Here is a 14,190-nt window from a genome sequence, read left to right as displayed (position 1 = left end):
AGCGCTGACATTTTATTCTCAGGCTTCTTGTTATCAGTGTTTTGCATAGAGTCATTATTGCCGCATTAAGCATTATCAAAGGGTTAACGTCATGCTTCAGATCCCAACAACACCTCGTCATGATTGGAAAGCGCGGGCAAAAGAATTTGGGTTTGGTTTCCACACAATCGATAATGAACCGTACTGGACGGAAGACCATTACTACCAGTTTACTCTCAAGCAAATTGAAGAGCATATTGAAGAGCCGACAGCGGAAATCCACCGATTGAGTCTTCAAGCGGTAGAGCGAGTGGTCAACAGTGATGAGTTGATGGCTAAATTCCAAATTCCAGAAGCAATGTGGCCACTGGTTCGTGGATCTTGGCAGCGCAAAGATCCAAGCCTCTATAGTCGCCTCGATTTTGCCTATGATGGTAAAAACTCGGCTAAATTGTTGGAAATTAACTCAGATACGCCAACCTCAATCTATGAACATGGCTTTTTTAGCTGGTTGTGGCTGGAAGATAAGGTTAACCGGGGCGAATTGCCTCATACGGCTGATCAGTTCAACTTGCTACAGGAGTTGCTTGTTAATCGCTTCTGTGAATTGAAACCCTTTTTGCCATTCAACACACTTCATTTTGCCTGCTGTAAGGGCACAGAGGAAGACAAGGGGACGGTCGATTACATGGCTGACTGTGCCAGAGATGCAGGTATTCATACCGAGTTTGTCTACCTTGAGGATATTGGACTGAGCGAGTGTGATCAGTTTACGGATAGTAATAACAAGATTATAGATTCTATATTCAAGTTGTACCCGTGGGAGTTCATGTTTCGTGAAGAATACGCTCAACATTTGGTTACGGCGGAGGTTAACTGGTTTGAGCCAATGTGGAAATGCATCACTTCGAATAAGTCAATTTTGCCGTTGCTTTGGCAGATGTTTCCCGGACATCCAAATTTGCTTGAAGCTTATTTTGCCGATGATCCGCAAGCCAAGCGCCTAGCCCATTACGTCATGAAGCCGATATTCAGCCGTGAGGGAGCGAATATTAGTATTCATAAAGATGGCAAAGTGGTTGAAGAAGTAGATGGACCTTACGGCGAAGAGGGTTATGTTGTGCAGCAGTACACCCCATTGCCAAAGATTGGCGATAGCCATGTTCTTATCGGTAGTTGGCTCGTGAATGACACGCCGGCTGGCCTATCGGTCAGGGAAGATATTGGCAGGATCACGAAAGATACATCACGATTTGTGCCTCATATAATTTTAGGTTAGTGATTCTATAACTATCTGTTTCTTCTCCATAAATCTTCCTGCCTAAATGATATATTTATTTCTGGAGCAGGGTGGAAGACCCTGCTTTCTGGCTTTTTGTCAACATCCAACTTTATTGCTGAAATGTCATACTGATATGATTTTTCATCCATTTTTTAACATGTATTCTCCTTCTTCATTATTATGGTGAAGTACTGTGCGCATCAGAAGTCGATCCAATTCGGTATCTGCGAGGTGTTTTTTGTCTTTGAGTTCGCAGCGGGTAACTGAATCATCCAATTCGCGGCAGATAAAGTTATGAATGCGCTTAAAACGAGGGCTATACTCCGTTTCGTCGGCGTTACGTTTGATGGCAAGTAGAGTCTGTATCTCCTGCATCAGCGCCGCGTCTGCAACAGTTTCCGCCAGCAAGGTGTCGAAGCGCATTGGGGGAACGCCTTTACCGGCTTCGATCCAACGTACCGCCAACAATGGACGTAATACATAAAGGTATTTTTTCAGCCGAATTGTCTCGCCTTGCAGATAACCGCGAAAGTTTTTCTTTGCCATCGACAGATAGTGATATCGTGCTCTGTTGTTGGAGAAATAGTCTGGTAATAGGGCACGTAGCGCTGCCATAAACTCCACATCTTCGTAGTAGATTACCGGTGAGTCTGCCCATTCCATCAGTGTCGGGTTGGCTCGTTTCAGCAACCCTAAAGTTTTGCGCAGTTCCCAACCGCAGATATCCAGCTCGTTGCTGATCGGCAGTTCAATGACATCCCGAGAGGGATCGACGCGTAAGTACCATGATGGAGAATGTACATAAATAAAACGTACATCGTAATCACTGTTTGTTGAGGCAAATCCCCAACCGCGGCTACCTGATTCACAGGCGTAGAGTATTCGTATTTGCAGCTCTGTCTCAAGTTGCGCCAGTTTTTGGCATATGTGCTGCTTCATAATGTCACTGATACCAAATTTTTCTTTCATCTTGATTATCCTTTTACGCAAACCACTTGACGCAGGGTGTGAACGATTTCTACTAGTGAAGATTGAGCGGCCATTACGGCCTCAATGTCTTTGTAGGCCATCGGAATTTCATCGATGACGTCGCTGTCCTTGCGGCATTCCACGTGTGCCGTGGCACGCTTCTGATCCTCAATTGTGAAGCGTTTTTTCGCTGCCGTGCGGCTTAATACTCGTCCTGCACCGTGACTGCATGAGCAGAAACTCTCTTCGTTTCCCAGACCACGTACGATAAAGCTTTTCGCACCCATTGAGCCGGGAATGATGCCCATGACGCCTTGGTGTGCAGCGACTGCGCCTTTGCGTGTTACTAACACGTTTTGGCCGAAGTGCTGCTCCTGTTGTACATAGTTGTGGTGACAATTTACCGCTTCTATCGTGGCAGTGAACGGCTTTGTTATTACCGTCGCCAGTGCTGCCAGTGTATGTTGCATCATGACTTCGCGATTATGGCGGGCGAAGTTTTGCGCCCAACCGACCGCTTCCATGTAATCGGTAAAGTGACGGCTGCCTTCCTCAAAATAGGCTAGGTTACGGTCAGGCAGGTTAGCGATATGCTGTTTCATGTCCTGTTGGGCGAGGGTGATAAATAGATTACCAATGGCATTGCCTACACCGCGGGAGCCGCTATGCAGCATTACCCATACCCGGTCAGATTCATCCAGACACAGCTCAATGAAATGATTACCGGTACCTAGTGTCCCTAAGTGCTGATGGTTATTGGTTTTCAGTAATTGTGGATATTTATCAGTTAGCCGTTTAAACCCAGTTTGTAACACGCTCCAATGGCGATCGACGGTTTTTGGTGGTTGTTGCCAGGCGCCTTTATCCTGACCGGTACGGTTTGCCGTGCGTCCATGTGGCACAGCGATTTCAATCGCATGGCGGATCGCATATAGGTTGTCCGGTAAATCTTTGGCATTCAATGAGGTACGTACTGCCATCATGCCACAGCCGATATCTACGCCTACCGCGGCTGGAATAATCGCCCCACGAGTCGGGATGACACTGCCGATGGTTGAACCTTTACCAAGATGTACATCAGGCATAACGGCTAAGTGGCTAAATATGAAAGGCATTTTTGCTGTATTTAACAGTTGTTCACGAGCTTCCGCTTCTACTGGTACGCCGTGAGTCCACATTTTTACTGGTACACTGTTTGGCGCGGTCATCAACTCGTAATCGTTTGTTATCACATTGTTCTCCTGGTTACTTAGCCGTCACTATGACACTATTATACCCTTCATCTTTCAAGCTGCTGCTTTGTTGGCTGCTTTCACTCACCCCAGTCACATAGTTATCTATGCTCCTGGGGATTCATTCACTTGCCGCCGCGCTGCAACTCGAAATCTATTAGGTATATTATAATTTAAAGTAACGAATATTTTTCCTTTTTAATCAAGGCTTCTGAATTTGTTTTTTATCTTGGTCTTCTCTTGGACCATTAGGAAAATATTGTAAATAAAAATTTTATTTCACTATTAATATAGTATTCTGTTTAATGGTAATTGCAATTATTTAAGTTATTATTTTGTTGAGTAATGTTGAAATTGTGATGTTAATCTATATAAAAATATGTTTATGAAAACATATATGAATTTATTATAGTTTTAAATTGTGTTGATAATTGTAAAGGAAATGTAAAATAATTAAATTATTTATTATTATGATATTTTTGTAATAGTGAGTTTATATACTATTCAAATGGATGTGTATATTTTATAATTATCATGTGGATGTGGGGAATTATTAAATGAGTAACATTATCTTTTGATGAAATAATATTTCTATGGTTGGAATAAAGTCATGGACTGAATTTAATATATTTCTTGAAAATATCAACATGTGTGGTATATGGCCTATGACATTTTTATTGATTTATTCTTGTTAAATTTGACTTATATCTTGTTGATATGAAGATGTATTGTTAACATCATGTTTTATTTGATTTTTTGGTAAATTTATTTGCATTGTCAAGTGTGGAAAATAAACCTCTGAACTATTTATAATCGATAATTTATAATGAGTTAATGATTTCTTATTGTTTAAGTATATATAAAAATAGTCACAAATTACCATGCTATTTGTTATCCACTAGATAAATGTATATAACTGTTATCAATGAGTAATCATTAGTGAATTATGTTTTTTTATTCTTTATTTTGTTTGAATGTTTTCACGTTTATTATTGGTTTTAATAATTTATCAATTTTAAATTGAAGCGTATGGCATTAAAAATATTTATTTTGGATAAAATAATTTTATTAATAATTTATTGAATCCAAAAAACAGGTTTTAAATTGTGTAATGGTTTATTCCTCTTATTGTCAATATTAACGAAATGATTAGAAATATTGTCCTTAATAGTTATTTTTTTCTATTCATAAAGGGTTTAATTAGCCTCTTTTTCACGATATCGCTTGCATTTTAACTTTAATCTCTTCATTAAAATTGTACGGAGATTATCCGCACAATTTGATGTTGTATTGGGTAATGTGAATTTATGTGCCAAATTAGCCAATTAATTGTGACTAATTTGGCGATTATCGCCATTATTAATCATCGTCAATACTTGCCAGCATATTTCCTGTCTGTTGATAACTGCCTTCTTCTGCATAGATAACGATTTTCCCAGAACGATGTGCAGTGAGTTGAGTTTCCATTTTCATTGCTTCCATGACAGCAATGATATCACCTTGTTTAACTTTATCACCTTCCTGCACATACCAGGATTGCAAGACGCCGGATATTGGTGCTGAGACAGGATTAGGTGCTGTTATTGTCGCCTCAGCTTCACGACCTTTACTCTCAGTGAGGGAATTTTGTCCAGAATCAGGCAATGAAAGCCCTTGTAATAATTCGGCAGGGAGTCCCAGTTCATGCCGGCGGCCATTAATTTCAATAAAAGTGCGCATTACCTTTTCTGGGTAAGAGTTTTCCTGACGCGGAGATATTTTTATATCATTGATAAAGTCAGTTTCGATCCAGCGTGTATGGACGTTAAATGTGTCATCGGAAATAAAATCAGGATGCTCCATTACTGCTCGATGAAAAGGCAATACTGATGCAACACCTTCAATGCTGAATTCCTGTAATGCACGTCGCGCACGGGCAATAGCTTGTTGACGGGTTGCTCCGGTGACAATCAGCTTAGCCATCAGCGAATCAAAGGTGTCAGGAATGGTAGAACCTGCTGCAACACCAGAATCCAATCTTATGCCTGGGCCGGAAGGGGGAGAAAAGAGCGTCACAGTTCCGGGCGTCGGTAAAAATCCTTTGCCCGCATCTTCGGCGTTAATACGGAACTCAAAAGAATGGCCTAAAGGAATAGGCGTTGAGGTTAATGATAAAGGTTTACCTTCAGCAATCCGAAATTGTTCTACCACAATGTCGATCCCGGTGGTTTCTTCGGTGACAGGATGTTCGACCTGCAAGCGAGTATTGACTTCCAGAAAAGAAATTGTGCCGTCTACACTGAGCAGAAATTCCACAGTACCGGCTCCGATATAATGGGCTGCGGTGCAAATATCTTGTGCCGCTTGATGAATACGCTGGCGTTGGTGTTCGGTCAAAAATGGGGCCGGCGCTTCTTCTACTAATTTTTGGTTACGCCGTTGCAGTGAACAATCACGTGTACCCAGTACCACCACATTGCCGTGTTTATCAGCCAGAATTTGCGCTTCAATATGACGAGGTTTATCCAGAAACTGTTCAATGAAACATTCTCCACGACCAAAGGCCGCTGTTGCTTCACGAACAGCCGAATTGTAGAGTTCGGTGACTTCATCGAGCCGCCATGCTACTTTCATGCCACGTCCACCACCGCCATATGCTGCTTTAATTGCAATTGGCAGGCCGTATTGTTCGGCAAACGCCAGAGCTTCCTCTGCGTTTTTCACCGGTTCTGCTGTGCCTGCAACCTGTGGCGCCCCTACGTGTTGGGCAATTTTGCGTGCTTTAACTTTGTTACCCAAAATATCAATTGTCTCTGGTTCAGGACCAACCCAGATTAATCCTGCATTAATAACTGCACGGGCAAATTCTGCCCGCTCAGCCAGAAATCCGTATCCGGGATGTACCATGTCGGCGCCTGAACGTTTCGCAATATCCAATAATTGGGGAATATTAAGATAAGTATCAGCGGGGCTGTTTCCGCCTAAACTATGAGCCTCATCAGCCAATTGTACATGTTGTGCATTGATGTCCGAATCAGCGTAAACGGCGATAGATTGTAAGCCATAATCCCGGCAGGCATGGATGATACGGACGGCGATTTCGCCGCGGTTAGCAATCAAAACTTTTTTCATGGGATGATGTTTAATATTCATGGTCATTGCGGTACTCATGAGCGGCAATCGCTCTCTTTTATTTCGTGAAATTCAGTTATTTCGTGAAATTCAGTGATTGGGTTGAAGCGGATACGGGCATTGACAGGAGTTTGTCCTGCAAGATCGAGATGATAGCTGGCAACGGAACCAATGACGGGATAGCCGCCGGTTAAAGGGTGATCTGCTAAAAACAGCACCGGTTGACCATTGGCGGGAACCTGAATTGCGCCAGTAGTCGTTCCCTCACTCGGTAACTCTTTATGGTTAATACGCGATAGTGATATGCCGCCATATAGACGAATACCGACTCGATTAGATTGTGGCGTAACCTGCCAAAGTTGGCTTTTTAGCAAGGATAGCGCTTCTGCGGTGAACCAGTCGGTACGCGGTCCCAGAATGATATCCAGTGTAACGATATCGTCAGTGGTAGGCATATTAAAAGCCGGGCTTTCATCCATTGATACCGCGAATCCCTGAGTGACAGTGAGGATATCCAAAATATCGCCTATAGCGACTGGCTTGGGGCCAATGTGTGCCAGCGTATCGTAAGAGAGGCTGGCGAGAATAGGTTGCTTGGCAAAACCGCCACGTACTGCCAAATAAGAACGTACTCCCGCTTTGGGCATTCCTAGCGTTACTTTATCACCTTCACTTAGATCAACAGGTTGATAGCTATTAACCTGAAACTTGCGGTCAGATGCGGTTTGAACAGTGATTGGGCAATCAGCGCCTGTAACAGCGATAATGACATTGCCATGAGAAATAAAGCTTAATCCTCCTTGCACAATTTCCAGACATGCGTTATCCGAAGGATTACCGACAATCCGGTTGGCGCTTCTCAGCGCTGTTTTATCTAGCGCTCCGGCAGCGGAAATACCTAAACTCGCCTGCCCTGAACGTCCTAAATCCTGAAAAAGTGTCTGTATTCCAGTGGTTAGGATTTCTAGTGAGGCTTGTTTATCAGCCTGCGAAGATAGAATGTCGTCTATGGGCGCAATTGGGTTTTCGGGTTTAATGATTGTTGCGCCTTTGCGTTGATCTCTGAAACGTACCCGGAAACCGGGTTGTAACAGGGAAGAGGGAGAACGAGAGAGATCCCACATGCGCTCTGGCGTGGTGCCGATGATTTGCCATCCTCCCGGACTGGCTTGAGGGTATATCCCGCTGAATTCTCCGGCCAGCCCGACGGAGCCCGCAGGAATGCGGGTTCTTGGCGTCATCCGGCGAGGGGCATGTAAAAGGTTTGAATCTGCGACTAAATAGGCAAATCCGGGGGCAAATCCGGTAAAAGCAACGGTGTACTGACTTTCTGTATGTCGCTTGATAACTTCTTGGGTAGTGATGCCGAGGATTTCTGCCACATCAGCCAGATCTTCACCATTGTAATACACCGGAATTTCAACGAGTTTCCCTGTTGCCCTATCCAGTGCATTCAGGTTGCGACCATTGATTTCTCTGGCAAGTCTGATTGTGGAAACAACATTGGGGCGAAATCGAATCAACAATGTTCTGGCCGCTGGAATAATTTCTTCTACGCCTGCAATAGGTCGGGCGTTAAGTGAATCAAATAACGCCAGAGTTTCATTCAGATCATGAAGCTCGACAATAATGGCAGCTAAATTAACAGGTAAAAAACGCACTAGGTACTCCTGAGCATTAAATACTACTTTGCTTAAATAAAGGAGCGTACAGTGATCCCGGCTTGTTGCAGGGTTAGTTTCACCTGACGTGCCATTTCTACCGCGTCTGGGCTGTCGCCATGAACACAGATGGAATCCGCCTGAATACGGGTAAAACTGCCATCAATGGCTTCAACTCCCCCTTCGGTCACCAATTGCAACATGCGCCGGGCAACGACATTAGCGTCATGGAGCACAGATCCTTTTTCTCGGCGGGAAACTAACGTGCCTTGTGGGGTGTAAGCTCGGTCAGCAAAGGCTTCCGCAACGGTACGCAAACCTTTTTCTCTCGCCCAATCCAATATTTTTGCGCCGGCTAATCCAACCAGCGTTAAATTGTCATCCACTTCACGAATCGCCGTAATAACGGCAAGGGCTTGGTATTCATCATGGGCAATGGTGTTATACAGCGCACCGTGCGGTTTAACATAACTTACGGTGGTCCCTGCTGCTGCTGCCAAACCTTTCAACGCGCCAATCTGGTAAATAACATCTGCGATCAGTTCATTACTGGAGATATCCATATTACGGCGACCAAATCCGACAAGATCTGGATAAGACACATGAGCGCCGATCACTACCTGATTTTTATGGGCAGATTTTAAGGTTTGAAGTATCCCGGCGGGATCGCCAGCATGAAATCCACACGCGACATTGGCGCTGGTGACAATGCTCAGCATTGCGTTATCGTCGCCCATTTTCCATTGACCAAAGCTTTCGCCAAGATCGCTGTTTAAATCAATAATGTTCATAGTCATGACCCCAATAGAGTGATATTTAAAAAAGGAGTAAAAAATTCAGGATGCTTATCAGTTCTACAGATAGGCAATTTCCGCTACGCCGATGGACGCTGAATTAATGTGTCGTTCCTCCGCTAGTAACCATGTCCTCACGGTTTTCTAGTGCTTGCTTGATAGCGATTTTCAGGGCTGTTGTTATTGTTTCCAGAGCCATACTTGGCGTACCAGGGTGTTTTACCGCCTGTTCAGGCAGATAGGGAATATGGATAAATCCACCGCGCACGTTGGGATAAGTCAGTGCCAGATGGTGCAGTAGGCCATACATGACATGATTGCAGACATAGGTGCCGGCACTTTGTGAAATCGAAGCAGGGATACCTGCGGCTTGCAGACCACTGACGATCGCTTTGATTGGTAGGGTGGAGAAGTAGGCCGCCGGTCCGGTTGTCACGATAGGGGTGTCAATGGGCTGATTGCCTTGATTATCGGGAATACGTGCATCGTTGATGTTAATCGCTATGCGTTCCACTGTGATATCTGACCTGCCGCCTGCTTGTCCCACCGCAATGACCAGTTCAGGTTGTATCTCATCAATGGCCGCGTACAGGTTGGTGAGAGAAGTATTGAATACACATGGTAGTTGGCGCGTTTCAATATGTGCTCCAGAAAGCTGTTGGTTTTGCAATTGCCTGACTGACTCCCACGATGGATTGATGGCTTCACCGTCAAAAGGTTCAAAAGCGGTAATTAAAACGGTTTTCATGGGCTTTCCTTACAAAAACATCAAAAAATAGAGTAGAAAGACATTGGCGATCAGCAGCGTCGTTCCAGTGGGAATTTGTGCTTTAATGACCGCATTGCGATTAGGTAATTCCAGTAGTGCGGCAGGAACGATATTGAAATTTGCGGCCATTGGGGTCATCAGTGTACCGCAATAGCCTGAAAACATGCCGATGGCGGCCATAACCGCCGGATTGCCGCCATGTTGCAATACCAGAATAGGAATGCCGATCCCGGCGGTAACAATCGGGAATGCGGCGAAAGCATTGCCCATTATCATCGTCAATAACGCCATGCCGAGTACATATGTCGCCACCGCGATCAATCGGTTATCCACCGCCAGATAATGTTCTGTCAGGTGAGAAATTGCGGTACCGACACCTGCAACGGTAAATAATAGCCCTAGCGTTGCTAATATCTGTGGCAGGATAAACGCCCAGCCAATAGCGTCCAGCAGACGACGCGCTTCTTGGGTTGATTGAGCTACGCCTTCACGTGTCATTTTCAATGCAATGCCATATCCCACTAAGCAGCCGATTGTCATGGAAAATAGCGTCACCAGCGTGGCATGATTGCCGGTACCGAACAGAACTTGTTGTAATCCAGGAACGTGGTTAAACAGTAATACGCCTGCCACGGTGACGATAGGGATCGCCAGTGCGGGAAGAAATAGACGATTACCCAAACGGGAGGCGCTTTCCTGCCGTTGTTGAAGTGTGCGTTGATGGTAGCTACCTAGTCGCACCCCGCCAAAACCTGCCGTCAGCGCCATCAACACAACGATCAGCCCCACACTGATATGCAACATCTTTTGGGCCTCAGCTTCGTTGTCTGCCCATAGTGCTATTAAGCGGTAAGTCCAGTCGCCTACCAGAAACACGATGCCATATAGCGCCCAGAATAAGCTGGTGGTCAGACGGCGAGGGTTGGTGCGATCACGCCAGGACATCACTGCTACAGCCAGCAGGATGATGCCAGCTAACCAATAAAGATATTGTTGCTGAAACATTACTCCACCTTCCTTCGATTTTTGTTCATACCGTTCAGTGCCGCCAACTCGGTAGCGATACGGTGATCAAGACGAGACAAGCGGAAAGCGTGGATCAAAAAGGCGCATATAGCGGTAGGAATTCCCCACATAGCGATATGTAGCGGCTCTGTTTGGATGCCGCCAGACTCTAGCATAAAGTTATGCATAAAGATGATTGCGCCAAAGGCGACAAAAATATCTTCACCGAAGAACAGGCCAACATTGTCGGTTGCTGCGGACATGGCCCGCAAGCGATAACGTACATCGTCAGGCAGATCATGGTGACGATTTTCCATCGCCCCTTCTACCATTGGCGCCAGCAAGGGACGCACCATTTGTGGATGTCCTCCTAAACTGGTCAGGCCCAGCGCAGCGGTTGTTTCACGAATGAATAGATAGATGATCAGCAAACGCCCGGAGGTTGCTGTTTTAATATTGCTAATCCAGGTTTGAGCCCGCTCTTTTAAACCGTGCCGTTCTAAAAGGCCAATAGTTGCCAGCGGCAACAGTAAAATTAGTGGCAAATTTCGGGTATTAAGGAAGCCGGAACCTAGCTTTTCCAGAATCGCTGTGATCGGCATATGTGCTGCCAGCCCGGTGATGATCCCTGCGACAATCACTACCAATACCGGGTTAAACCTAAGTAAAAAGCCCACGACAATAACTGCGATGCCAATCAACGGCCATAGATTCACGATCTGTTGCATGTTGTGTCACCCCGGTGGATAAAAATCACGGTTGTTTGCTGTGTCGTCATAGGCTGAATTCCTGTGTGATAGATAAATTTATATCTAAGCAATATACGTACCATCGTTGGATGATTTGCATTTATTGTTAAATAATTGTTTTTATATTGTTGAACAATAAATAGGATGAGGCGAAAGAATAGGCAAATAAAATTATTTTTTAATTATAGAAATGAAATGCAGATCACTTTTTACAATAGTGATGCTCTATTATGGTTCATTTAATGCACTATCGTGAGGCAATAATCATTCTGGCGTAGAAAACAGTAAGCGGGTTAGATCCCTATGCTTGCTGACAGTAGGTGAATGTGTGAAGATTCCTGCCATCCTTTTATTGCTTTAAGACTGGTAATTCGTGGCTGGATTGGGTCATCATACGCCCTTTCGACTAACCATTATGAGAAAAGATAATTCCGCTCCTAAGACATTAAGTGAAAAAGTAACAGATATTATCCGGCAAAAGCTGATTATTGGAGAGCTATCACCCGGTCAACGACTGTCAGAAACGGTTTTGAGCGAACAGCTTGAGATATCGCGTAATACATTACGTGAGGTTTTTCGGATACTGACTCAGGAAGGGTTACTGCGATATGAACCTAACCGTGGTGTTTTCGTCGCCACACCGAGTATTGCTTCCATTATTGATATTTATCGGGTCCGGCGGCTGATTGAATGTCAGGCATTGGCGCAGTCTTACCCTATGCATCCTGCGGTTGAGCACATGCGTAGGGCAATTGAAATGGCGAAACAGTGTCGTGATATTCAGGACTGGATCGGTGTTGGAACCGCAAATATGGCGTTTCATTCCGCTATTGTTGAACTTACTGACAGTGAACGGTTGATAACATTCTATGGGCATATTTCTGCGGAATTGCGTCTGGCTTTTGGTTATCTGAACGATCCTGAACTTTTTTATGCTCCTTATATTGATCAGAATGCCTATATTTTGGCGTTACTTGAGAAAGGTGAACCAGAAAGTGCGGCCTCTGAGTTAAAAAGCTATCTGGAACAGTCAGAACGTACTGTATTAGCGGCTTATACGCGCAAAAATCGTGCTTAATAAATAAAGATTAAGATAATACCTGCGGCTAGATTGGCAAATTTATTTAAAATTTTTTCATATTTTTCGTTTGTAACGTTATGTTTGTTTGGTGCCTTTCCAGACAAAGGCGATAGTGTTTATAGAGATCAAGGAAGTCAATGCTAAGAGAAGTTATATATGCCTTTTGCGCCATGATGTCGAACTTTTTAATCGATCATGTGGTTATTAAAAACATCATTCATCGTATTTTTGCGGTAAGTCATATTAGTAACATGAGTTACAGGAAAACGTGACTTATAGTCCGTGGTTTGATAAGTAACGCCGTTCGATACTTATCGAATGAAAAAACCTGACACTATAAAATCCATTTTTGGGCAAAGAGTTAGATATATCAGAATAGCATCTGGTATGTCTCAGGAAGCTTTTGCCGATAAATGTGGGCTTGATCGCACTTATATCAGTGGTATTGAACGTGGCGTCAGGAATCCCACGCTTGAAGTTATCAATGTCATCGCAAGTGGTTTACAGATCGAATTAAAAGATCTGTTTGACTTTGACGCAGAGAAAAAGAGTTAGTCGATTTTATTTGCTTTCGCTCCGTTTGTATTTATAAGCAACAAATTGCATTTACCAGTTCCTGTTTTCATCAGCAAATGAGCCATATTGTTCAATAAATTGAGCAACTTCTTCCATTCCTTTGCGATTATCTACTTTCCAACTTTCAGCTTTGATTCGTTGAGCTTCTCTGGTCACGATTTCATTAACGAAACCCGAAATGTTTACACCGGCTGAACTTAGGATCAGATAATTTTCTTTATCAACGGTTACGTTAACTCTATGCTTCATAGCACACCTCAAAAACACATTTTAAGTATAAAGTAGATCGGAGCAGCTTATCTTATTGATAAACTGCCCCGTTTTTGCTTTACAGCCACTTACTTTGTGTACCTCGAAGGCCATATTTCAGCGGGATCGCAATCTAAAGCTTCGGCAATAAGCCGTTGACCTTTAGGCCAGCGGCGTTGCAGGGTATTAGCAAGGGTGGATGATGCTAGCCCTGCCTCTCTTGAAACGGCGGCTAATGATGTTCCCCGTTTTTTCAGCTCGGCGATAATGTCTGCTGGGTGCCAGTCCTGATTTTTCATTATTAATCCTCTGCGTTACGGATAACTTTGATATGAAAAGGTAAGTCGTTACATAGTAGACTATAAGTCACATATGATAACATAACTTGTCGCAAAAAGTGACTCATAGTCCGTGGTCTGATAAGTAACATAATTCGATACTTATCGGATGAAAAAGCCAAATGCTGTAAAATTTCTTTTTGGACAAAGAGTTAGGTATTTCAGGCAATCGTCTGGCATGTCTCAGGAAGCTTTTGCCGATAAATGTGGAATCGACCGGACGTATATCAGCGGTATTGAGCGTGGGGTTAGAAATCCTACGCTGGAAATCATCAATATTATTGCGAATGGTTTACAGATTGAGTTAACAGATCTGTTTGATTTCAGCACTAAATCAAAAGGCTAACAGTTGCTTTCCTCTTTATTTCTTAAACCTATCTTGCTTATAAACAGAA

The 14,190-nt window shown here is 43.9% G+C and carries 14 protein-coding genes; 4 read left to right on the top strand and 10 right to left on the bottom strand.

The features are described from left to right. The first annotated feature begins 91 nt into the window (after positions 1 to 91). Complete coding sequence (locus TI10_RS08645) at positions 92 to 1,258, top strand: glutathionylspermidine synthase family protein (protein WP_049582912.1); 1,167 nt, start codon at positions 92 to 94, stop codon at positions 1,256 to 1,258. Positions 1,259 to 1,402: 144 nt separating this feature from the next. Here the strand turns inward: TI10_RS08645 and TI10_RS08640 are convergent, their stop codons facing one another. From TI10_RS08640 to TI10_RS08605, 8 genes are all read right to left on the bottom strand, one after another. Then, positions 1,403 to 2,230, bottom strand: coding sequence for a nucleotidyltransferase domain-containing protein (locus tag TI10_RS08640; RefSeq protein ID WP_049582911.1), 828 nt, complete (start codon positions 2,228 to 2,230; stop codon positions 1,403 to 1,405). Positions 2,231 to 2,235: 5 nt separating this feature from the next. Then, positions 2,236 to 3,462, bottom strand: a complete 1,227-nt coding sequence (locus TI10_RS08635) for an RtcB family protein (RefSeq protein WP_139180573.1) — start codon at positions 3,460 to 3,462, stop codon at positions 2,236 to 2,238. 1,359 nt (positions 3,463 to 4,821) lie between these two features. Beyond that, complete coding sequence (locus tag TI10_RS08630) at positions 4,822 to 6,594, bottom strand: acetyl/propionyl/methylcrotonyl-CoA carboxylase subunit alpha (protein ID WP_049583353.1); 1,773 nt, start codon at positions 6,592 to 6,594, stop codon at positions 4,822 to 4,824. 14 nt (positions 6,595 to 6,608) lie between these two features. Continuing rightward, entirely contained in the window at positions 6,609 to 8,234 is a 1,626-nt protein-coding gene (locus tag TI10_RS08625) for a 5-oxoprolinase subunit B/C family protein (protein ID WP_049582909.1), read from the bottom strand. A gap of 32 nt (positions 8,235 to 8,266) precedes the next feature. Further along, a complete protein-coding gene (locus TI10_RS08620; RefSeq protein WP_049582908.1) occupies positions 8,267 to 9,025 on the bottom strand; it encodes a LamB/YcsF family protein in 759 nt (252 codons plus the stop codon). Positions 9,026 to 9,128: 103 nt separating this feature from the next. Further along, positions 9,129 to 9,776, bottom strand: a complete 648-nt coding sequence (pcp, locus tag TI10_RS08615; protein ID WP_049582907.1) for a pyroglutamyl-peptidase I — start codon at positions 9,774 to 9,776, stop codon at positions 9,129 to 9,131. 9 nt (positions 9,777 to 9,785) lie between these two features. After that, positions 9,786 to 10,802: a DUF979 domain-containing protein gene (locus tag TI10_RS08610; RefSeq protein ID WP_049582906.1), complete on the bottom strand. Its 1,017-nt coding sequence runs from the start codon at positions 10,800 to 10,802 to the stop codon at positions 9,786 to 9,788. Then, complete coding sequence (locus TI10_RS08605) at positions 10,802 to 11,530, bottom strand: DUF969 domain-containing protein (RefSeq protein WP_049582905.1); 729 nt, start codon at positions 11,528 to 11,530, stop codon at positions 10,802 to 10,804. The genes TI10_RS08610 and TI10_RS08605 overlap by 1 nt, the downstream gene beginning before the upstream one ends. A 436-nt stretch (positions 11,531 to 11,966) precedes the next feature. Here TI10_RS08605 and TI10_RS08600 point away from each other — a divergent pair, with 436 nt between their 5' ends. Both TI10_RS08600 and xreR1 read left to right on the top strand, forming a co-directional pair. Then, complete coding sequence (locus TI10_RS08600; RefSeq protein ID WP_049582904.1) at positions 11,967 to 12,629, top strand: GntR family transcriptional regulator; 663 nt, start codon at positions 11,967 to 11,969, stop codon at positions 12,627 to 12,629. Positions 12,630 to 12,950: 321 nt separating this feature from the next. Next, positions 12,951 to 13,187, top strand: coding sequence for a cell morphology transcriptional regulator XreR1 (xreR1, locus tag TI10_RS23610; RefSeq protein ID WP_074525094.1), 237 nt, complete (start codon positions 12,951 to 12,953; stop codon positions 13,185 to 13,187). A gap of 51 nt (positions 13,188 to 13,238) precedes the next feature. Here xreR1 and ccdA read toward each other — a convergent pair whose 3' ends face one another. Both ccdA and xreR2 read right to left on the bottom strand, forming a co-directional pair. After that, positions 13,239 to 13,457, bottom strand: a complete 219-nt coding sequence (gene ccdA, locus TI10_RS08595) for a type II toxin-antitoxin system antitoxin CcdA (RefSeq protein WP_049582903.1) — start codon at positions 13,455 to 13,457, stop codon at positions 13,239 to 13,241. Positions 13,458 to 13,546: 89 nt separating this feature from the next. Continuing rightward, positions 13,547 to 13,756: a cell morphology transcriptional regulator XreR2 gene (xreR2, locus tag TI10_RS08590; protein WP_036811682.1), complete on the bottom strand. Its 210-nt coding sequence runs from the start codon at positions 13,754 to 13,756 to the stop codon at positions 13,547 to 13,549. Between the two features lie 217 nt (positions 13,757 to 13,973). Between xreR2 and TI10_RS08585 the strand changes: the two genes are divergently transcribed. Then, positions 13,974 to 14,141 carry a helix-turn-helix domain-containing protein gene (locus TI10_RS08585; RefSeq protein ID WP_049582902.1) on the top strand — a complete coding sequence of 56 codons (168 nt, stop codon included), beginning with the start codon at positions 13,974 to 13,976 and terminating at the stop codon, positions 14,139 to 14,141. The last annotated feature ends 49 nt before the right edge of the window (positions 14,142 to 14,190 follow it).

The organism is Photorhabdus luminescens subsp. luminescens, assembly GCF_001083805.1.
Lineage (GTDB): Bacteria > Pseudomonadota > Gammaproteobacteria > Enterobacterales > Enterobacteriaceae > Photorhabdus > Photorhabdus luminescens.
This window is presented reverse-complemented; position numbering and strand designations above follow the sequence as displayed.

What these genes read in the sequence shown, in the direction of transcription:
- pcp (WP_049582907.1), bottom strand. Translation starts at nt 9,776, where the DNA reads ATGAAAACCGTTTTAATTACCGCTTTTGAACCTTTTGACGGTGAAGCC.
- TI10_RS08645 (WP_049582912.1), top strand. Translation starts at nt 92, where the DNA reads ATGCTTCAGATCCCAACAACACCTCGTCATGATTGGAAAGCGCGGGCA.
- xreR1 (WP_074525094.1), top strand. Translation starts at nt 12,951, where the DNA reads ATGAAAAAACCTGACACTATAAAATCCATTTTTGGGCAAAGAGTTAGA.
- TI10_RS08610 (WP_049582906.1), bottom strand. Translation starts at nt 10,802, where the DNA reads ATGTTTCAGCAACAATATCTTTATTGGTTAGCTGGCATCATCCTGCTG.
- TI10_RS08620 (WP_049582908.1), bottom strand. Translation starts at nt 9,025, where the DNA reads ATGAACATTATTGATTTAAACAGCGATCTTGGCGAAAGCTTTGGTCAA.
- TI10_RS08600 (WP_049582904.1), top strand. Translation starts at nt 11,967, where the DNA reads ATGAGAAAAGATAATTCCGCTCCTAAGACATTAAGTGAAAAAGTAACA.
- TI10_RS08585 (WP_049582902.1), top strand. Translation starts at nt 13,974, where the DNA reads ATGTCTCAGGAAGCTTTTGCCGATAAATGTGGAATCGACCGGACGTAT.
- TI10_RS08630 (WP_049583353.1), bottom strand. Translation starts at nt 6,594, where the DNA reads ATGAATATTAAACATCATCCCATGAAAAAAGTTTTGATTGCTAACCGC.
- ccdA (WP_049582903.1), bottom strand. Translation starts at nt 13,457, where the DNA reads ATGAAGCATAGAGTTAACGTAACCGTTGATAAAGAAAATTATCTGATC.
- xreR2 (WP_036811682.1), bottom strand. Translation starts at nt 13,756, where the DNA reads ATGAAAAATCAGGACTGGCACCCAGCAGACATTATCGCCGAGCTGAAA.
- TI10_RS08640 (WP_049582911.1), bottom strand. Translation starts at nt 2,230, where the DNA reads ATGAAAGAAAAATTTGGTATCAGTGACATTATGAAGCAGCACATATGC.
- TI10_RS08605 (WP_049582905.1), bottom strand. Translation starts at nt 11,530, where the DNA reads ATGCAACAGATCGTGAATCTATGGCCGTTGATTGGCATCGCAGTTATT.